This window comes from Microbispora sitophila (assembly GCF_014892245.1).
GTDB lineage: Bacteria > Actinomycetota > Actinomycetes > Streptosporangiales > Streptosporangiaceae > Microbispora > Microbispora siamensis.
Map to the genome: position 1 here is coordinate 1 of NZ_JADBGC010000017.1, position 17,864 is coordinate 17,864.

A 17,864-nucleotide genomic window follows, 5' to 3' on the forward strand; every position below is an offset into this window, starting at 1 on the left:
GGTTACGGCGGTCATAGCGGCAGGGAAACACCCGGTTACATTCCGAACCCGGAAGTTAAGCCTGCCAGCGCCGATGGTACTGCACCGGGGACGGTGTGGGAGAGTAGGACACCGCCGGACAATCTTTCGAGAAGGGCCACCCCAGGCGGGGTGGCCCTTCTGTGTTTATGAGGCCATGTCTTCACCCTGCGGAAACCGCGTCGACGGGAACGAAAGCTCCCGTCGAGGCCCGGGCGGTGGTGATGGCGCGCTAGGCTGGCAATGCCGGGCCACCCCACCACGGGTGGCCTTCGTCGCATCGGACGAGAAGCGAAGGCTGCGGCGGACGCGATCCCAGCGGACCTGCGGCGCAAACAACGTGTCTTCCCTGGAACTCATCGGGTATGGGGCAGATCCCCACTAGTCAGGACAGCGGGAAGACAGAGCCCTGCGGCCGGCGAACCGGACGCGGTGAGCAAGCAACAGAGGACAGAAGTGAACAGAGAAGACGGGCGCGACGGCGCGGGCCGTGGCGGAGACAACCGCGAAGAGAGCAGAAACCGGGCTGAGCGCTCCGGAGGATTCCGCGGTAACGGAGGAAGCGGCGGCTTCGGCGGTCGTTATGGAGAGCGGCGAGAAGGCTTCCGGAGCGACCGCGGCGAGCGCGGCGAGCGCCCGTTCCAGTCCGACAGACGCGGCAACCGCGACCAGGGCGGACCGTCCGGGGGACGGTTCGGTTCGCGTGATCGTGACGACAGGGCGACCGGCTCCTATGGGGATCGTGACAGGCGTGGTGGCTACCGTGACCGGGATGACCGCGGTCGCCGTCCCTTCGGCACCGGGGATCGCGCGGGTGGCCGTGGCGACGACCGCGGCGGATACCGCGACCGCGACGGAGGGCGGAGCTTCGACCGCGGTGGCGACCGGCCGCGCGGGGCGGGCGGCTTCGAGGGACGCCGGGAATCCGGCGGCGGCGAAGGACGCAGGGAAGCCGGAGGCTCCGAAGGACGCAGGGAGCGCGTGTATCAGGACCGGGACGCCTTCCGTACCGATCGGCCGCGTCGCTCCTATGGGGACCGCGACGGCTTCCGCGGCGGACAGGGTTCCTCCCGGGACCGCGAGGAACGGGGCGGACGCCCGTTCCGCTCGGACGACCGCGGCAGCCGGCCGTACGGTGAGCGCCGTGATCGGCGGGAAGGCGGCGGATACGGAGACCGCCCGCAGCGCCAGGGCGGCGGTTTCGGCGGGCGCTACGGCTTCCGCGAGCGTGACGGCCGTGAGGGCCGGGAGAGCCGGGAAGGCCGTTCGTTCACGCCTCGGTACGAGCGCGACGATCGTGACGGGTCCGGCAGTCGCCCGCCGCGGCGTACGGACCAGGAGCGCGGTTACGGCCGTGACGACAGGGGCGGAAGCCGCTACGAGCGGCAGGACCGTCCCCAGCGTCCGTACGGCGATCGAGGTGGCGACCGGGGCACCGATCGCGCCTTCGGCGGCGAGGAGCGGCCGCGGCGTTCGTTCGGCGATCGCGATGGCAGGGGCGGCGGGGACAGGCCCAGGCGCCCCTATGGGGACCGGCAGGACACCGGTGGTGACCGATACCGCGACCGGGACTCGTTCCGCGACAGGCCGCGCCGTACGCCGGGGGACAAGCCCGGGGGATCCTTCCGGGATCGCGATGACAGACGTCCCGGCCGCGACCGTGAGGAAGGGGCTCGGACGTTCCGTGGGCGTGAGCCGGGCTCCGGCGACCGGCCACGACGCCAGTTCGATGGCGATCGTGGTGCCCGGCCGTTCGGCAGGGACCGTGACGAGTCCAGGCCGTTCAGCGGCGACCGCGGCGCGGCGCGTCCCTTCAGCCGCGACGATCGGGGCGGCAGCCGTACCCGCTATGGCAGGCCGGACGAGCAGAGCAGGCCGAGGACGCGGGAGGAGATTCCTCCGCTCGACCCGGACATCACGCCGGACGAGCTGGACCGGGAGGCGCGTGCGGAGCTTCGCTCGTTGCCGAACGACCTGGCGGACCTCGTGGCCGGCCACCTCGTGGCGGCCGCCCGTGCGCTGGGTGCGGAGGACCCGGAGAAGGCCTACGAGCACGCCAAGGTGGCCCGCCGCTTCGCGGGCAGGATCGGCGTGGTCCGCGAGGCCACCGGGATCGCCGCCTACCACGCCGGTCAGTACGCCGAGGCGCTGGGCGACCTCCGGGCCGCCAGACGGATCACCGGCTCGGACGAGTACCTGCCGATCATGGCGGACTGTGAGCGTGGGCTCGGGCGGCCCGAGCGGGCGCTCGACCTCGTCCGGTCGCGTGAGGCCGAACGGCTGGACCGCGCAGGCAAGATCGAACTGGCCATCGTGGAGTCCGGGGCCCGCCGCGACCTCGGCCAGCACGACGCCGCCGTGATCACGCTGCAGCGGGTTCCGGAACTGCGCGACCCTCAGCCGAAGCCGTGGTCGGCACGCCTCGCGTTCGCGTACGCGGACGCCCTGGCCGACGCGGGGCACGAGGAAGCGGCGACCGACTGGTTCGCTCGTGCCATGGCGTTCGACGAGGACGGCGAGACCGATGCGGCCGAGCGCTACGCCGAGCTGACCGGCGGACTCATCGAGGACCTGGAGGAGAGCTACGACGAGTCCGGCGCCGAGTCCGGTGACCTCCTGGACGACCTTGCCGACGATGAAGAGGAAATCGACGACCAGGAAATTCGCGAGGCGGTCAAGGACGAGGAGGACGAGGCGGACATCTCCGACGGCCCCCAGGACGGCGACCTCTCCGACGAGGACGATCTGACCGATGACGCGGCGGACGGCGAGCCTGCAGCCGACGATGCGGCCGCGACGTCCTCGGCCGGCGAGGTGCCCGCAGCGGCCGTACCGTCGGCACCGGCCGGGGAGGAGTCGCGCGACGCCGATGAGGTGGCCGAGCGGCCTTCCGCCAAAAGCGCGCCGTCCTACGGCCCCGCGTTCATCGAGCCGGACTTCGGTGACGTGCTCGACGGCCCCGAGGATTCCGAGGATTCCGAGGATCGGGTGAAGCGTCAGCCCTGACGTTTTGTACGGGCGCCGCCTCGGCGGCGCCCGTTTATTTTTGCGCCGGGAGAAGCGGCGCTTTCAGGGATCCGGAAGTCAGCGCGGGGTGCGGTCCAGCCAGTGCATGATTCCCGCGACGTTCGACGGTGCGCCGCTCAGCAGCTCGAACTGCTCAGCGGTGGCCTCGTCGGCGCGCAACGCGGCGTACCGCTCCCGCGTCCGGTCGCGCACCATGGCGACCGCGTGATCGAGGTCGAGTCCCTCGGCCCTGGCCCGTCTGGTGAGGTCGACCCAGATCCGGAGCTCCTCGGCCGACCGTTCGAGGGTCGAGGGCACGTCCTCCACCGGTCCGTAGTGGCTGAACAGCAGCCGCTGCGGTTTCAGGGCCGTGAACAGCGCGATCGAGCCGAGGGCCACGTCGAGGTCGAAGTCCGGTGGCGGCGTGGCGGGCCGCAGGTCTCCGGTCTCGGGCAGATAGACGCCGGCGGCGTCGCCCACGTACAGGTCACCGGTGAGCGAGTCGAGCAGACCCACGTGGTGTTTGGCATGGCCGGGGGAGTAGTGGCTCGCCAGGGTGCGGCCGTTGCCCAGATCGATCGTCCCGGTGTCGCCGAGGGCCCTGATGCGGGCCGCGTCGGTGGGCGCCAGAGTGCCGAACAGTACGTCGAGCCTGTCGCCCCAGACCATCTTGGCGCTCGCCATGAGCCGGGACGGATCGGCGAGATGGCGGGCGCCCTTCTCATGGACGACGATCTCCGCGGACGGATAGTGGTTCGCGATGTCCCCCACGCCGCCGGCGTGATCCAGGTGGATGTGGGTGACCACGACGGTCGCGAGATCGTCCGGTCCCACCCCGAGGGAGGACAGAGCGTCCCTGACCACAGGAGCCGAGGTCGAGGTGCCCGTCTCGACGAGGCAGGGGCGGTCGCCGAGGATCAGATAGCCCGCGGTGATGCCGGAATAGCCCGCCATCCGTGTGTCGATCTCGTAGACGTCGCCGCCGAGTGGAGTCACGTTGTCCACAGGCCACCCCTGAAACTAGAACCGGTATTCACAGAATGGCATTCAGGGCCGCGCCGGCCCAACCTGGCCACGCATAGTGATCTCCACGGCAGAGAGGAGATCACATGCACCGCAACGAGGTGGTGCTGGCCGGGCGGCTGTCCATGGAGCCGGCACACCGGGAACTGCCGAGCGGAGCCCTGCTGACGCGGTGGCGTCTCGCGGTCCGCAGGCCGGGAGGCCGCTCGGGCCATCAGCGGTCGGACGCGATCGAGTGCGCGACGCTCGACGACGTCGTGCGCGACATGCTGGCCGGCTGGCAACTCGGTGATCTGGTGGAGGTGGAAGGCGCGCTGCGCCGCCGCTGGTGGCGCGGCAGCAGCCGTTACGAGATCGAGGTCCGTACGGCACGCCGCGTCGAAGCGGCCGTGCCCCGCAGCAGGCCGCGCAGGAGAAAGCCGCACGCCGACGACGGCACCGTCGCCGAGACCGGTCAGGCCGATCATGGGGGCGTGGTCGCCGATGCGGGCGCGACCGAGGAGGCGGCCTCCGGCGGTGATGCGTTCTCCGGCGCCTCCGGACATGAGGCGAAGCCCGGGGGCCTGCCGGCAGGCTCTTCGGGCGGTCAGGCCGTCGGCGCTCCGGCGACGTCGTCCTGTGATCACCAGAATGACGCCGTCTCGGCTGAGCCCGCCGACGAGGTGATCAATCAGTGGCGAAGGTCCGCATGACCAGGCCCGTACGGGGCTTGGGGCCGAACGACGTCGACTTGCGCGGCACCCGCTCGCCCTGCGCCGCGACAGTGAGGACGTCCTCCGTGGACAGCGGATTCAGCAGCACCGCCGTCCCGCCGAGCCGGCGCGCCCTCTCGACGGCGGCGAGCGCGTCGTGGTGCACGACCATCACCGACTGCTCGCTGTCGGTGATCCCCCACACCTTGGGCAGGAGGAACGTCGTGAGGATCGAGGTGTCGAGCGTCCGCCACCGCGGGGACTGCCCGGACGGCACGGCGTGCTCGACCTGCAGCGGGTCCGGATCCGTCAGCAGGTGGGCGGGTCCCTCGCCGGCGAGCACGAAGGCGGGGCCGGTCGCCGTGGCGAGCCCCGCGAGGGCGTCTTCGACCAGCGGGAACTCGTGGACCTGCCAGGCGCCCTTGGCCCGGGCGGCGGCCTCCTGCAGGGGCAGCCCCGGGATGACGCGGTGAATGGCCCTGAGGTCGGGCGGGTAGACCGTGGAGTCGACCAGGTAGGCCAGGCCGTAGTCCCAGGGGCCGGGCCCGATGTGGTCCTTCTGCAGCGCCTCGTAGGTGGCGTAACGATGGTGACCATCGGCGATCAGCGCCTGACGGTCACGCAGGTCCTCCGCGACGGCTTCGATCTCGTGGGGGTCGGTCACCGCCCAGAGCCGATGGTGCACGCCCTCACGGGTCCGGACGTCCATAAGGGGGAAGCGCTGTGTCGCCACGTCGTCGACGAGCCGGGAGGCGGTGCCGCCGCCTTCGTACAACAGGAAGATCGGCTCGAAGTTGGCCTGTGTGGCCCGCATCAGGGCGAGCCGGTCGGCGACGGGCTCCGGCAGGACGTTCTCATGCGGCAGGACCGAGGTCGACCCGACCCCGACGCCTCCGATCAGGCCTCGCTGCAGGAAACCGACACCGCTCTGCTCGTACACGTACAGACCGGGCAGGGAGTCGACCGTCAGCACCCCGTCCGCGAGCCACTCGCTCAGCGCGGCGCTCGCCTCACCGTAGTGGCTGATCCCGGGAAGGATCAGGCGCACTACGTTGTTCGGATGACGACTGAGCAGTTCCCGCAGTTCGTCAGGGGAGATGAGATCGTACGGCGGGGAGGTGACAGCGGCCAGATCGTCCACCGCGTAACGGACGCCGTGGAACGGACGTAGCACCAGTCCCGCCCGTTCAGAACTCTCCATACCGGGCATGTTGCCATAAGTGCCCGGACTCCCCGACGCTGCGGTGCCCGGTTGCTTGTGAAATCGGAGTGTAGGAGGGCTTACCCCATGATCGAAGGGCGAAACGAGGCCTTTGCTTCTTCCAATGATCCGGGCGGTACGCCTTCCGGTGGCGTCTATGAGTGGTTCAAGCGCGGCATGAAACTGCTCGAAGAGGGCAGCCCGGCCGCGGCGGCGGCGATCCTGGAGCATGCCGTACGGGCCGAGCCCGACTCGCGGAGCCTCCGTGAGGCCCTCGCGCGGGCCCAGTTCAACTCGAAGCGTTACGACGAGGCCGCGGGCAGCTTCCGCTGGATCGTCGACGCCAACCCCGCCGAGGACTACGCCTACTTCGGTCTCGGCTTGTCCCTGTGGCGCAGCGGAGACATCGAGGGAGCGCAGGAGCCCCTCGCGGTGGCGGTCGCGATGCGCCCCGACTTGCGGCACTACGTGTCCGCGCTGAAGCAGGTCAGGGCCACGCTACGGGCGAGGCGGGCGTGACCGTAGGCCATACTTCCGACATGCCAGAAACCACCGGCGTGCTCGTGGGCGCCTACGACACGCTGCTGCTCGACCTCGACGGTGTCGTATATCTCGGTAAACACGCGGTCCCCGGCGCGCCGGAGGCGCTGGTGAAGGCCCGGGACCAGGGCGTGCGGCTCGCGTTCGTGACCAACAACGCGTCCCGCACGCCGGGGGCGATCGCCCAGCACCTCAGCCATCTCGGCATTCCGGCCGCCCCGGAGGACGTGGTGACGTCCGCACAGGCCGCGGCACGGCTGGTCGCCGAGCACGTGCCGGCGGGCTCGGCCGTCCTGGTGGTGGGCGGCATGGGACTGCGGATGGCGCTGCGCGAGCACGGCCTGCGCCCCGTGACCACGGCCCTGGACGCGCCCGCCGCCGTGGTGCAGGGCATCGCCGACAACCTGTCCTACGGGCTGCTCTGCGAAGGGGCGCTCGCCGTACGTCAAGGGGCGTGGTTCGTCGCGGCGAACGGCGACACGACCATGCCGACGGGCCGGGGCGAGCAGCCCGGGAACGGGTCGATGAGCCGCGTGATCGCCACCGCGGCCGGCGTCGAACCTGTGGTCGCGGGCAAGCCGGAGCCGCCGTTGCACCGCGAGTCGATGATTCGCACCCGCGCCGAGAGGCCGCTGATCGTCGGCGACCGGCTCGACACCGACATCGAGGGCGCGACCCGGGCCGGTGTCGACAGCCTCCTCGTGCTGACCGGCGTCGCCACTCCGCTCGACGTGCTCACCGCCGCGCCTCACCACCGTCCCACTCACATCGCCGCCGACCTGTCCGGCCTGCACGCTCCCGTGGTCCCCGTGCGCCATGGCTCGGACGGCTGGACCTGCGGCGGCTGGACGGCCGCGTGGGGGGACGGGGAACTCGTGCTCACCGGGGAGGGCGACCCCGTCGAGGGGCTGCGCGCGGCGTGCGCCGCCACCTGGGAGGCGGCGGGGGACGGGCAAGCGGACGAGGACGCGGTGAAGGCCGCCCTGGCGGCGCTCGGCCGCTGACCGGCGTGGGCGCGGTGGCGCCTCGCGCCCCACAGGTCACGGCGTCCGCCTGTGTTTCGAGGCCGCCGCCTCGCAACCCCGTCCGCTCGGACACGCCTGTTCTCGTGCTCCGGATCCGCGCTCCGCTTGGCGTGGTCTGCGCGGCGTGGTCTGCCCGGCGTGTGGTGTGGGTGGCGTGGTCCGCGCGGAGGCGGCCAGAGGAGCTCGCGTCAGAGGAGCTTGCGCAGGCGCAGCAGGTCGCCGAGGCTCGCGTCGATCTTGACCCGGCCGCCCAGCAGCGCACGGCCCATGTCGAGTTCGCCGTTGACCATCGAGACCAGGTCCTCGCTCTTGAGCGTCAGCTTGACCTCGGCGGGCCGGCCGTCCTCCGGGGGCACCTCCTTGAAGGGGTCGAGCCCGCCCCGGTGGATGCGGCCGTAGAAGGTCACGCCGAGATCGGAGATCCGGCAGGCCAGCCGGCGTTCGACCACGTGCTTGGCACGGTCCTCCTCGCTTATCTCGTCGAACTGCTCGACGAGTTTGTCCAGCGCCGCCCGGCATTCCTCGACGGTCGCCATGCGCCTGCCTTTCTCTTCGCGGACCGTGTCTCTTCGCGGACCATGTCTCCTTGCGAAACCGCGCACGGATCACCGGTCGACGATGTGATTCCCCTCTACCTACCGACAGTAGCTTTCCACGGGCGGCCTGCGCGAAATCCGCGTCGGGTCATGGAAAGGCAACGGCACGAGTTCGGCGGTCCGCGAGCCGTAGATTTCGCAACCAAAGGGACGGCGAGGTGAGCGTGGCCTCTCTCAGGCAGCTGAGGCGAGATCATGCGACGGCAGGCCCGCGCTCCTCCGTGGAAGGGCCGGATGGCGCACGACCGTCGGTGGCGTCCGATAGCGTCGAGGCGACCAGCCACGGCGCGAGCGTGAGGCCCCGCACGGGGAAGCGGAACACGCAAGCGTGACGGGGCGCCTGATCGGAGCAGGAAGGGACCATGACGGACAGCGGGATCGCGGCCGGGGAACACCTCGCCTCGGGCGCCGACGGCGTGCAGGCCGCGTTGTCGCCTCTCGGACGGCTCGCTCACGCGCCGGTGTCCGAGCACGTGGGCGTCTTCGAACAGGTCCTCGCCGACCTCGAAGCGGTGCTCGCGTCCGTGGAGGATGCCGGTGGGCGACAGCCCGAAGCCCACGACGGCCGGGAGAGCGCTCAGTGAGCGCCATGGGAGCGGCCGCGGACGCCACGAGAGGGACGCGGACGCCGGTCCGGACGGCACGGGACGGCGCGGCCGGGCGGGCGGCACGGGACGGCGCGGCCGGGCGGGCCCGGTGAAGCGCGTCCGGCTCGACAGCGAGCTCGTACGCCGCGGGCTCGCCCGGTCCAGAGAGCAGGCGGTCCAGCTCATCGAGGCGGGACGGGTCAGCGTCGCAGGCCGGGTGGCGGGCAAGGCGGCCACGCAGGTGGACACCGCCGCCCCCATCGTGGTCGCCGAGGCGGCCGAGGGACCCGACTACGTGTCCAGGGGCGCGCACAAGCTGCTCGGCGCGCTGCGCGTGTTCGAGGGGCTCCGCGTCGAGGGGCGGCGGTGCCTCGACGCGGGAGCCTCGACCGGCGGCTTCACCGACGTGCTGCTCAGGCACGGCGCCGCCCAGGTGCTCGCGGTCGACGTGGGATACGGCCAGCTCGCCTGGTCGCTGCGCACGGACGAGCGGGTCACGGTGATGGAGCGGGTCAACGTCCGCGACCTGACCCCGGAGATGGTGGGCGAGCCGCCGACCCTGATTGTCGGGGACCTGTCCTTCATCTCCCTCCGGCTCGTCCTCCCTGCTCTGGTGCGCTGCGCGGCCGAGGTGGCGGAGTTCGCGATGCTGGTCAAGCCGCAGTTTGAGGTGGGCAAGGAGCGCGTGGGCCCGGGAGGCGTCGTACGCGACCCGGCCCTGCGGGCGGAGGCGGTGCGGGACGTCGCGGCGGCGGCCGGCTCGCTGGGCCTGACGGTGAAGGGCGTGACGGCGAGCCCGTTGCCGGGGCCGTCGGGGAACGTGGAATACGTTCTGTGGCTCGGGAAGGGGCCGGGGCACGACCCCGTGCCCGACGTGGACGCGGCCATCGACACGGCGGTCGCGGAGGGACCCCGGTGAGCGCGGGCGGCGAGGCGTGGAGACGATGAGCGCGATGAGCATGGGCGGCGCGGCGGACGACCGGGCGGACGCCAAGAGGACCGTCCTGGTCACGGCGCATACGGGCCGGGAGGCGGCCGTGCGCAGCGCCCGCCTGGTGATGGAACGGCTTATCGAGGCGGGCATCAACGTACGGGTGCTCGATGAGGAGGCCGAGGAGCTCGGCTGCGCCCATGTCGAGGTGGTCCCGGATAACGGGGCGGCACTGGAGGAGGCCGAGCTGATCATCGTCCTGGGCGGTGACGGCACGCTGCTGCGTGCCGCCGAACTGGCCCGCCCGGCCGCGGTGCCGCTGCTCGGCGTGAACCTGGGGCATGTGGGCTTCCTCGCCGAGGCGGAGGTGGAGGACCTGTCGTCCGTGGTGGACCTGGTGGTCGAGGGCCGCTACGAGGTCGAGGAGCGCATGACGATCGAGGTCGTCGTGCGCCTGAACGGCTCGGTGCTCGCGCGGACCTGGGCGCTCAACGAGGCGTCGGTCGAGAAGAAGGACCGCATGCTGGAGGTCGTCGCGGAGATCGACGGCCGGCCGCTGTCGCGCTGGGGGTGCGACGGCGTGATCTGCGCGACCCCCACCGGATCGACGGCGTACGCCTTCTCGGCGGGCGGTCCGGTCGTCTGGCCCGAGGTGGAGGCGCTGCTCCTGGTGCCCAACAGCGCCCACGCCCTGTTCGCCCGGCCGATGGTGGTGTCGCCCAGGTCCACGCTCGCGCTGGAGATCCTCCCCGACACCAGCGCTGGTGTGCTGTGGTGCGACGGCCGCCGCCGCTTCGACATCCCGCCCGGCGCCCGGGTGGAGGTCCGCAGGGGCGAGGTGCCCGTACGGCTGGCCCGCCTGCTCGGGGTGGAGACCACCGGCGCGCCCTTCACCGACCGCCTGGTCGCGAAGTTCGGACTGCCGGTGCAGGGCTGGCGGGGCCGCGTACGCTCCGGCTGACCGCGAGAGACGCCGCGGTCCACAGCGAGTTGCTGCGGTTGATGGTGATATGCCGGGTGAGCAGGGCTTTCGTGTCCACAGATTCTCGTTCGGGCCGCGGTCCGGACACGCTGTCCTCGAAAATCTTGACGAGTTACGCGTAGGATCTCTGGCGAGTTCGGTCGGCAAAACGGGAGGGACCAGTGCGGCCACGGGTCGAGGAGGTCCGCATCCAGGGGCTCGGCGTGATCGACGAGGCCGTACTGGAGCTGTCACCGGGATTCACCGTCGTCACGGGTGAGACGGGGGCCGGCAAGACGATGGTCGTCACCGGTCTCGGCCTGCTGTTCGGGGGGCGGGCCGACCCGGCCAGGGTCCGGCCGGGCGCCGACAAGGCGCTGATCGAGGGCACGCTCGTGATCGAGCCCGGGGGCCGCGTGGCCCAGCAGGTCGCCGACGTCGGCGGCGAGGTCGAGGACGGGCAGCTCATCATCTCCCGCTCGGTCTCCGCCGAGGGCCGCTCCCGCGCCTGGCTGGGCGGCCGTGCCGTGCCGGTGGGCACGTTGACGTACATCGCCGACGACCTCGTGGCGGTGCACGGGCAGATGGACCAGCAGCGGCTGTTGCAGCCCGGCAGGCAGCGCGCGGCGCTCGACCGCTACGCCGGTGACGAGCTGGTCAAACCCCTGCGGGCCTACGAGCAGGCCTACAAGCGGCACAAGCAGGTGGGCGAGCTGCTCCACGAGCTGACCGTCAAGGCCAGGGAACGGGCGCAGGAGGCCGACGTGCTGCGGTTCGGCCTGGAGGAGATCGAGAAGGTCGAGCCCAGGCCGGGGGAGGACGCCGAGCTGAAGGAGGAGGCCGAGCGGCTCTCCCACGCCGACGCGTTGCGCACCGCCGCCACGACCGCGCACGCGGCGCTGCTCGGCGATCCGATGTCGAGTGCGCAGGACGTGCAGGACGCCGTGTCGCTGCTCGGTCACGCGAAGGCGGCCGTGGAGTCCGTGCGCGACTTCGATCCCGCGCTCGCCGGGCTCGCCGACCGCCTGGCCGAGGCCGGTTACCTGGTCTCCGACGTGGCGACCGAGCTGGCCGCGTACGCCGAGTCGGTCGAGGCCGACCCGGTGCGGCTCGCCGCGGTGCAGGAGCGCAGGGCTGCGCTGAACGGGCTCATGCGCAAGTACGGCGAGGACGTCACGGCGGTTCTCGCCTGGGCGCAGCGGGCCGCCGAGAGGCTGACGGAGCTCGAAGGCGACGACGAGCGCATCGAGGAGCTGACGCGGGAGCACGGCGAGCTCACCGAGCGGCTGGGCGAGCTGGCCGGTGAGCTGACGGCCATCCGCACCGTCGCGGCCGACCGGTTCGGCCAGGCGGTGACCCAGGAACTGACCGCGCTCGCCATGCCGCACGCCCGGGTGAGCGTGGCGATCAGCGCCACCGACGGCTTCGGCCCGCACGGCGTGGACGAGGTCGAGCTCCGGCTCGCATCCCATCCCGCCGCGCCGCCGCTGCCGCTGACCAAGGGCGCCTCCGGCGGCGAGCTGAGCCGGGTGATGCTCGCCATCGAGGTGGTCTTCGCCGGCGCCGACCCCGTTCCGACGTTCGTGTTCGACGAGGTCGACGCGGGGGTGGGCGGCAAGGCGGCCGTGGAGATCGGCAGGCGGCTGGCCAAGCTCGCCAGGACGGCGCAGGTCATCGTGGTCACCCACCTGCCGCAGGTGGCGGCCTTCGCCGACCAGCACCTCGTGGTCGAGAAGGCGAGCGACGGCAGGGTGGTCCGCAGCGGCGTCGTGACGCTCGACCAGGAGGGCCGCGAGCGGGAGCTGTCGCGGATGCTCGCCGGCCTGGAGGACTCCGAGCTCGGCCGGGCGCACGCCGCCGAGCTGCTGTCCATCGCCGCCGCCGACAAGGCCGCCTGGGAGAAGGCGTCCCCGGGGGCGGCCAGGCGGGCGGGCCGCCGCGCCGCCGGCTGAGGCCTGAGGCCGTCGCCGGCCCGGGCGCGGTGCGGTGAGGTTTCGCGCGCCGGGTCTCGCGGTCGCGCGGACTTGCGCCGCTCGCCGCCGCCGGCCGGTCCGGCGCGTACACTCGGCGGGGCGCGCGCGGGGGTGACGTTTGGAGCAGGGCGCGCCGGGAAGCAGTCAAGCCCCGGCAACGAGGGGGCGGAGGAACGGGGGGCGGACGGCGTCGCGGAAGGTGGGCGTTGGCTCGGCTGCCCCCGGTCGGCGCACCTCGGCAACATCCCTGACTTGCAGTGACAATTCAGACGAGCCGTGGGGTGTGGAAGCGTGGCGGTCGCCGCCTCTGGCAGGATGGTCATGATGAAGGTCCCGAGCTTGAATGTTCCGGGCCTCCGCCGCAGGAAGGCCGACGGCCTTCCCGGGGTGACGGCAGTGGCGAGAATCGACAGGCGGACGAAGAGGCTGACCAAGCGCCTCAAGCCCGGGGAAATCGCGATTATCGATCACGTCGACATCGACCGGGTCAGCGGGGAGGCTCTCGTCGCGTGCGGCGTGGCGGCCGTGGTCAACGTCGCCGCGAGCATCAGCGGCCGTTACCCCAACCTCGGGCCGCAGATCCTGCTCGACGCGGGCATCCCTCTGATCGACAACGCGTCGCCGGAGCTGTTCGAGCGGATCGCCGACGGCGACGTCATCCGCGTCCACGACGGCATGGTCTACCTCGGCGAGGAACTCGTCGGCAAGGGGGAGCCGCAGACCGCCGACAGCGTCGAAGCGGCGATGACCGAGGCCCGCGCGGGCCTCGCCGTCCAGATCGAGGCCTTCGCCGCGAACACGATGGAGTACGTCCGGCGCGAGCGCGACCTTCTGATCGACGGGGTCGGCGTGCCCGACATCCGCACCTCCCTGGAGAACCGCCACGCCCTCATCGTGGTGCGGGGTTACCACTACAAGGAGGACATCGCCACGCTCCGGCCGTACATCCGGGAGTACCGCCCGGTGCTGATCGGCGTCGACGGCGGGGCGGACGCGCTGCTCGAGGCCGGGTACGTGCCCGACATCATCGTGGGCGACTTCGACTCCGTGTCGGAGAAGGCGCTGTGCTGCGGCGCCGAACTGGTCGTCCACGCCTACCGCGACGGGCGGGCGCCGGGGCTCGAGCGGGTGCGCAAGCTGGGCCAGGAGGCGGTCGTGTTCCCCGCGACCGGGACGAGCGAGGACATCGCGATGCTCCTGGCCGACGACAAGGGCGCCACGCTCATCGTCGCGGTCGGCACCCACTGGACGCTCGACGAGTTCCTGGACAAGGGCAGGTCGGGCGCGGCGAGCACCTTCCTCACCCGCCTGCGGGTCGGCAGCAAGCTCGTGGACGCCAAGGGCGTGAGCAGGCTCTACCGCAGCCGGATCTCCACGCCCTCCCTGTTGCTGCTCGTGGCCACCACGCTGGTCACGATCGGCGTCGTGCTTTCGGTATCGCCGATCGGCCAGGTGTGGCTGAACGGACTGCGCGTGGCCTGGAACGGCTTCATCTTCTGGCTGGTCGGACTCTTCTCGTGATCGATTTCCGTTATCACCTCGTCTCGATCGTGGCGATCTTCCTCGCGCTCACGGTCGGCATCGTGCTGGGCAGCACCGTGCTCGAGCCCACCTTCTTCAAGTCGGCCGAGGAGATGACCGCGTCCCTGCGGAAGGCCAACGAGAGCAACCTGGCCCAGATCTCGCAGCTGCAGAGCCGCGAGGAGGGCTCCGACTCGCTGGTCACGACTCACCTGCCCGAGCTCGTGCGCGGCCAGCTCGCGGGCGAGCGCGTCGTGCTCGTCGAGGCTCCCGGTGCGTCGGCCGCCCTGCGTGACCCGATCGAGAAGCTCGTCACGAGCGCGGGCGCCGCCTACAGCGGCAGGGTCAGCCTGACCGAGAAGTTCGTCGACGCCGAGCAGGCGAGCGTGGTGGACGGGCTCGCCACCAACCTCGCCCCGGCGGGCACCACCTTTCCCGACGGGGCCACGCCGTACGACAAGGCCGCCGCGATGCTCGCCGGCGCGATCGTGACCAACGACCGAGCGCAGGCGGGCCGGGCCAACCCCGCGGCCACCGGCGTGCTGGAGGCGTTCCAGGCGGGCGACTTCCTGACCCTGAACGGCGACCCCGAGCAGCGGGCGACGATGGCCATCGTGCTCGCGCCGGCCCAGCCGTACGAGGGGGAGGACGCCGACCGGCAGACGAACGCGCTCGTCTCGGTCGCGGCCGGCCTCGACGGCGGCGCTCTCGGCACCGTCCTGGCGGGCACCGTCACCGCCTCCGCCAACGGCGGCGCCATCGCGGCGCTGCACGACACCGGCGGCGTGGCCTCGGCGGTCTCGACCGTCGACACCGTCGATTTCGCCGCGGGCCGTGTCGTGGTGGTCTACGCTCTGCGGGAGCAACTGGCCGGCCGTTCGGGTTCCTACGGCATCGGCAGCGGCGCGACGGCGTTCGAGCCCACGGTGACCGCGCCCAGCCAGACCCCCACCCCGGCGGCGAGCCGGGGCTGAGCCGCCGACCGGCACATCACGCCTGACGAATACGCAGAGAAGGGCAACAGCCGTGGCCAGACGTCCCCAGGCCGGCACCCGCGCCGCCGCGGCGCTCGGGGCCGCCGTCGGCGCCGCGCTCGGCGCCGCCGCCGCGCGCGCCGCCTTCGCCGCTTTCCGGCGCCGCCCGCCGATCGGCGACGAGAAGACCGCCGACGAGTACTGGACCCGGGTCAACCACCGGGGCGAGCCGGTCACGCTGCTGGAGGGCCCCGCGTTCGCCGCCGGCGCCGTGGCCGCCTCCGCCCTCGCTCCCGGCCTTCCCGTACGCGCCCGCGCGGCCGCCGTGCTCGCCGGCGCGGGCAGCGGCGTCCTCGGCGCGTACGACGACCTGTTCGGCACGACCTCGTCGAAGGGGTTCAAGGGGCACCTGGCCGCGCTCGCGCGCGGCGAGGTGACCAGCGGAGCGGTCAAGATCCTCGGCATCGGCGCGACCGGGCTCGCCGCGGCGGCGCTCGCCCCCCGTCACGCCCAGGACGGGGGCGTGGTGGCGCGGTCCCTCGACACGCTCGTCGACGGCGCGCTGATCGCCGGCAGCGCCAATCTGGCCAACCTGTTCGACCTGCGGCCCGGCCGCGCGATCAAGGTGGGGCTGCTCGCCGGGGTTCCCCTGCTGGCCGCCTCGATCGCCGCGCCGTACGGCCCGCGCTCCCGTCAGGCCGCCGCGCTGACCGCTGTCCCGCTGGGCGCGGCGGCGGCGCTGCTGCCGGAGGACCTGGGCGAGCGGGCGATGCTCGGCGACGCCGGGGCGAACGCGCTCGGCGCGCTGCTCGGCCTGGCGGCCACGGCCCGGCTGGGCAGGCCCGGCCGGATCGCCGCCCTCGGTGTCGTCGCCGCTCTCACCGCCGCCTCGGAGAAGGTCAGCTTCACCAAGGTCATCGCCGGCAACCGGGTGCTCAACCGCCTGGACATGCTCGGCCGGCGCGCTCCCCAGACCGCCCCCGGCACGCCGGGGTCGCGCGGGTGACCTGGACGACCAGGGCCGTCCGCGGAGGCGTACGGCACCGGCATGGTTAGACGGCTCGGGGCGGGGATCGCGGGGGCGGCGGTCCTCATCGGGGTCATCACGGTCCTGGCGCGGGTGACGGGCTTCGCCAAGCAACTGGCGTTCGCGCGCACGGTCGGCACGAACTGCCTGGCCACCGCCTACTACACGGCCAACAACGTGCCGAACATCGTGTTCGAGGTGGTGGTGGGCGGCGCGCTCGCCGGGATGGTCGTCCCGGTGCTCGCCGGCGCCGCCGCCAGATCGGACGGCGGGGCGCGTGCGGAGGTCGGACGGATCGCCTCCGCGCTGCTGACCTGGGTGATCGTGCTGCTGGTGCCGCTCGCGGCGCTGACCGCGCTGGTCGCGGCGCCGCTGGCGCGGCTCCTCGTCGCCTTCGGGGTCGGGAATTGCGATGTCGGCCAGGTCGCCGCCGTCGCCGCGCGCATGCTGGTCGTGTTCGCGCCGCAGATCCCGTTGTACGGCATGGCCGTGGTGCTCTACGGCGTGCTGCAGGCCCACCGTCGTTTCTCGGGGCCGGCGCTGGCGCCGCTGGTGTCGAGCGTGGTGGTCATCATCGCCTACCTGGCCTTCGGGCCGCTCAGCGGCGGCCACAAGGACCCCGCCGCGGTGCCCGCTCCGGCCGAGATCGCGCTGTCTGCGGGCACGACGCTCGGCGTGCTGGCTCTGGTCGTCACCGTGGTCGGGCCCACGTGGCGGCTCGGGCTGCGGTGGCGGCCCACGCTCCGCTTTCCCGAGGGCGTCGCCGTACAGGTGCGGCGGCTCGCCCTGGCCGGGCTGAGCGCGCTGGTCGCCCAGCAGGCCGCCGCGGCGATCCTGATTCCCATCGCCAACCGCGTCGGCGGCGGCGCGCTGCCCGCCTACAACTACGCGTGGGCGATCTACCAGGTGCCGTACGCCGTGCTCGCGGTGCCCATCGCGACCAGCGCGTTCCCCGCGCTCGCCGCGCGGGCGCAGGCCGAGGACGGGGGCGAGGGCTTCGCGGCGCTGGCGGCGCGGACGACGCGCGCGGTCGTGCTGGTCTGCGGCCTGGCAGCCGGCGCGCTCGCCGCGGTCGCGGAACCGGTCGCGCACGTCTTCCTCGCCCGGGCCGACACCGCGGTCGACGCGGCGGACTTCGCCCGGGGGATCGCGCTGTTCGCGCCGGGACTCATCGGGTATGGCCTGGTGGCCCACCTCAGCCGGGTGCTGTACGCCGCGGGACAGGGCAGGGCGGCGGCTCGGGGGCAGGTCGCCGGGTGGCTGGTCGTGGCCGTGGCCCAGGTGGCGTTCGTCCTCGTGCTGCCGGACGGCTGGGGCCTGGGCGGGCTCGCACTCGGCCAGGCGGCCGGCATGACGGTGGGGGCGGGGCTGCTGCTGGCATCGGTCGTGCGGGCGCGAGGGGCGCGGGCCGTTCACGGCGTCCCGCGGGCCGGTCTGGCCGCCCTGCTGGGCGGGGGTGCGGGCTTCCTCGCGGGCGCGGCGGCCGCGCGGCTTCCCCTGTCGGGCGAGGGCCCGTGGGGTGGCCTTCTGACGGCCGCTCTCGCCGGCCTGACGGCCGTGGCCGCGGGGATGCTCGTCGCCGCACTCGTGGATCGGAGAGACCTGACCGGCGCCCTGTCCGGAGTGAGACGTGGGAGAGGCGCGAGCCCGGCGGAGCCACCGGCCGAGGAGACGGTTTGAGCGAGCTGATCAGTAGGCACAGCGTCTGGCGAGGCGCCGAATCGCGCGCCTTCGGCACGACCGGACTCCGAGCCGGAGGCGGGGAGGTGGCATGAGCGAGCGTAGCGAG

General features: G+C 72.6%; 15 protein-coding genes and 1 rRNA gene. 13 read left to right on the forward strand and 3 right to left on the reverse strand.

Features of this window, described 5'->3' with window-relative positions; translation table 11 throughout:
- Nucleotides 1–3 precede the first annotated feature (3 nt).
- Together rrf and IL992_RS46620 are read left to right on the forward strand one after the other, a co-directional pair.
- Nucleotides 4–120: ribosomal RNA gene (gene rrf / locus IL992_RS28540) — 5S ribosomal RNA — on the forward strand.
- A gap of 879 nt (nucleotides 121–999) precedes the next feature.
- The gene (locus tag IL992_RS46620) at nucleotides 1,000–3,024 is read left to right on the forward strand and encodes a hypothetical protein (protein WP_226873952.1); all 2,025 of its coding nucleotides are present in this window, start codon (nucleotides 1,000–1,002) and stop codon (nucleotides 3,022–3,024) included.
- 78 nt (nucleotides 3,025–3,102) lie between these two features.
- Here IL992_RS46620 and IL992_RS28550 read toward each other — a convergent pair whose 3' ends face one another.
- The gene (locus tag IL992_RS28550; protein ID WP_319018886.1) at nucleotides 3,103–4,029 is read right to left on the reverse strand and encodes an MBL fold metallo-hydrolase; all 927 of its coding nucleotides are present in this window, start codon (nucleotides 4,027–4,029) and stop codon (nucleotides 3,103–3,105) included.
- Between the two features lie 104 nt (nucleotides 4,030–4,133).
- On the opposite strand from IL992_RS28550, the gene IL992_RS28555 reads away from it, so the two are divergent.
- Nucleotides 4,134–4,739, forward strand: coding sequence for a single-stranded DNA-binding protein (locus IL992_RS28555; RefSeq protein ID WP_193206475.1), 606 nt, complete (start codon nucleotides 4,134–4,136; stop codon nucleotides 4,737–4,739).
- Here the strand turns inward: IL992_RS28555 and IL992_RS28560 are convergent.
- Nucleotides 4,714–5,940 (reverse strand): DUF1015 family protein, encoded by a 1,227-nt coding sequence (locus IL992_RS28560; RefSeq protein ID WP_226873953.1) that lies wholly within the window; start codon nucleotides 5,938–5,940, stop codon nucleotides 4,714–4,716. The genes IL992_RS28555 and IL992_RS28560 overlap by 26 nt on opposite strands.
- Before the next feature lie 177 nt (nucleotides 5,941–6,117).
- Between IL992_RS28560 and IL992_RS28565 the strand changes: the two genes are divergently transcribed.
- Nucleotides 6,118–6,459 carry a tetratricopeptide repeat protein gene (locus IL992_RS28565; RefSeq protein WP_226873954.1) on the forward strand — a complete coding sequence of 114 codons (342 nt, stop codon included), beginning with the start codon at nucleotides 6,118–6,120 and terminating at the stop codon, nucleotides 6,457–6,459.
- 20 nt (nucleotides 6,460–6,479) lie between these two features.
- Complete coding sequence (locus IL992_RS28570) at nucleotides 6,480–7,484, forward strand: HAD-IIA family hydrolase (protein WP_193206478.1); 1,005 nt, start codon at nucleotides 6,480–6,482, stop codon at nucleotides 7,482–7,484.
- A 209-nt stretch (nucleotides 7,485–7,693) separates the two neighbouring features.
- Here the strand turns inward: IL992_RS28570 and IL992_RS28575 are convergent, their stop codons facing one another.
- Nucleotides 7,694–8,041, reverse strand: a complete 348-nt coding sequence (locus tag IL992_RS28575; protein WP_193206479.1) for an SCP2 sterol-binding domain-containing protein — start codon at nucleotides 8,039–8,041, stop codon at nucleotides 7,694–7,696.
- 422 nt (nucleotides 8,042–8,463) lie between these two features.
- Here IL992_RS28575 and IL992_RS28580 point away from each other — a divergent pair, with 422 nt between their 5' ends.
- The 8 genes from IL992_RS28580 to murJ all read left to right on the forward strand — a co-directional run bounded on the left by IL992_RS28580 (nucleotide 8,464) and on the right by murJ (nucleotide 17,755).
- Entirely contained in the window at nucleotides 8,464–8,685 is a 222-nt protein-coding gene (locus IL992_RS28580; protein ID WP_193206480.1) for a hypothetical protein, read from the forward strand.
- Between the two features lie 112 nt (nucleotides 8,686–8,797).
- A complete protein-coding gene (locus tag IL992_RS28585; protein WP_319018906.1) occupies nucleotides 8,798–9,607 on the forward strand; it encodes a TlyA family RNA methyltransferase in 810 nt (269 codons plus the stop codon).
- A gap of 25 nt (nucleotides 9,608–9,632) precedes the next feature.
- A complete protein-coding gene (locus tag IL992_RS28590; RefSeq protein WP_226873955.1) occupies nucleotides 9,633–10,580 on the forward strand; it encodes an NAD kinase in 948 nt (315 codons plus the stop codon).
- A gap of 182 nt (nucleotides 10,581–10,762) precedes the next feature.
- Nucleotides 10,763–12,532, forward strand: coding sequence for a DNA repair protein RecN (recN, locus tag IL992_RS28595; protein ID WP_193206482.1), 1,770 nt, complete (start codon nucleotides 10,763–10,765; stop codon nucleotides 12,530–12,532).
- A 345-nt stretch (nucleotides 12,533–12,877) separates the two neighbouring features.
- The gene (gene steA, locus IL992_RS28600; protein ID WP_226873956.1) at nucleotides 12,878–14,074 is read left to right on the forward strand and encodes a putative cytokinetic ring protein SteA; all 1,197 of its coding nucleotides are present in this window, start codon (nucleotides 12,878–12,880) and stop codon (nucleotides 14,072–14,074) included.
- Entirely contained in the window at nucleotides 14,071–15,048 is a 978-nt protein-coding gene (locus IL992_RS28605; RefSeq protein ID WP_193206484.1) for a copper transporter, read from the forward strand. The genes steA and IL992_RS28605 overlap by 4 nt, the downstream gene beginning before the upstream one ends.
- 52 nt (nucleotides 15,049–15,100) lie before the next feature.
- Nucleotides 15,101–16,054, forward strand: coding sequence for a hypothetical protein (locus IL992_RS28610; RefSeq protein WP_193206485.1), 954 nt, complete (start codon nucleotides 15,101–15,103; stop codon nucleotides 16,052–16,054).
- 42 nt (nucleotides 16,055–16,096) lie between these two features.
- Nucleotides 16,097–17,755 carry a murein biosynthesis integral membrane protein MurJ gene (gene murJ, locus IL992_RS28615; protein ID WP_193206486.1) on the forward strand — a complete coding sequence of 553 codons (1,659 nt, stop codon included), beginning with the start codon at nucleotides 16,097–16,099 and terminating at the stop codon, nucleotides 17,753–17,755.
- Nucleotides 17,756–17,864 lie beyond the last annotated feature (109 nt).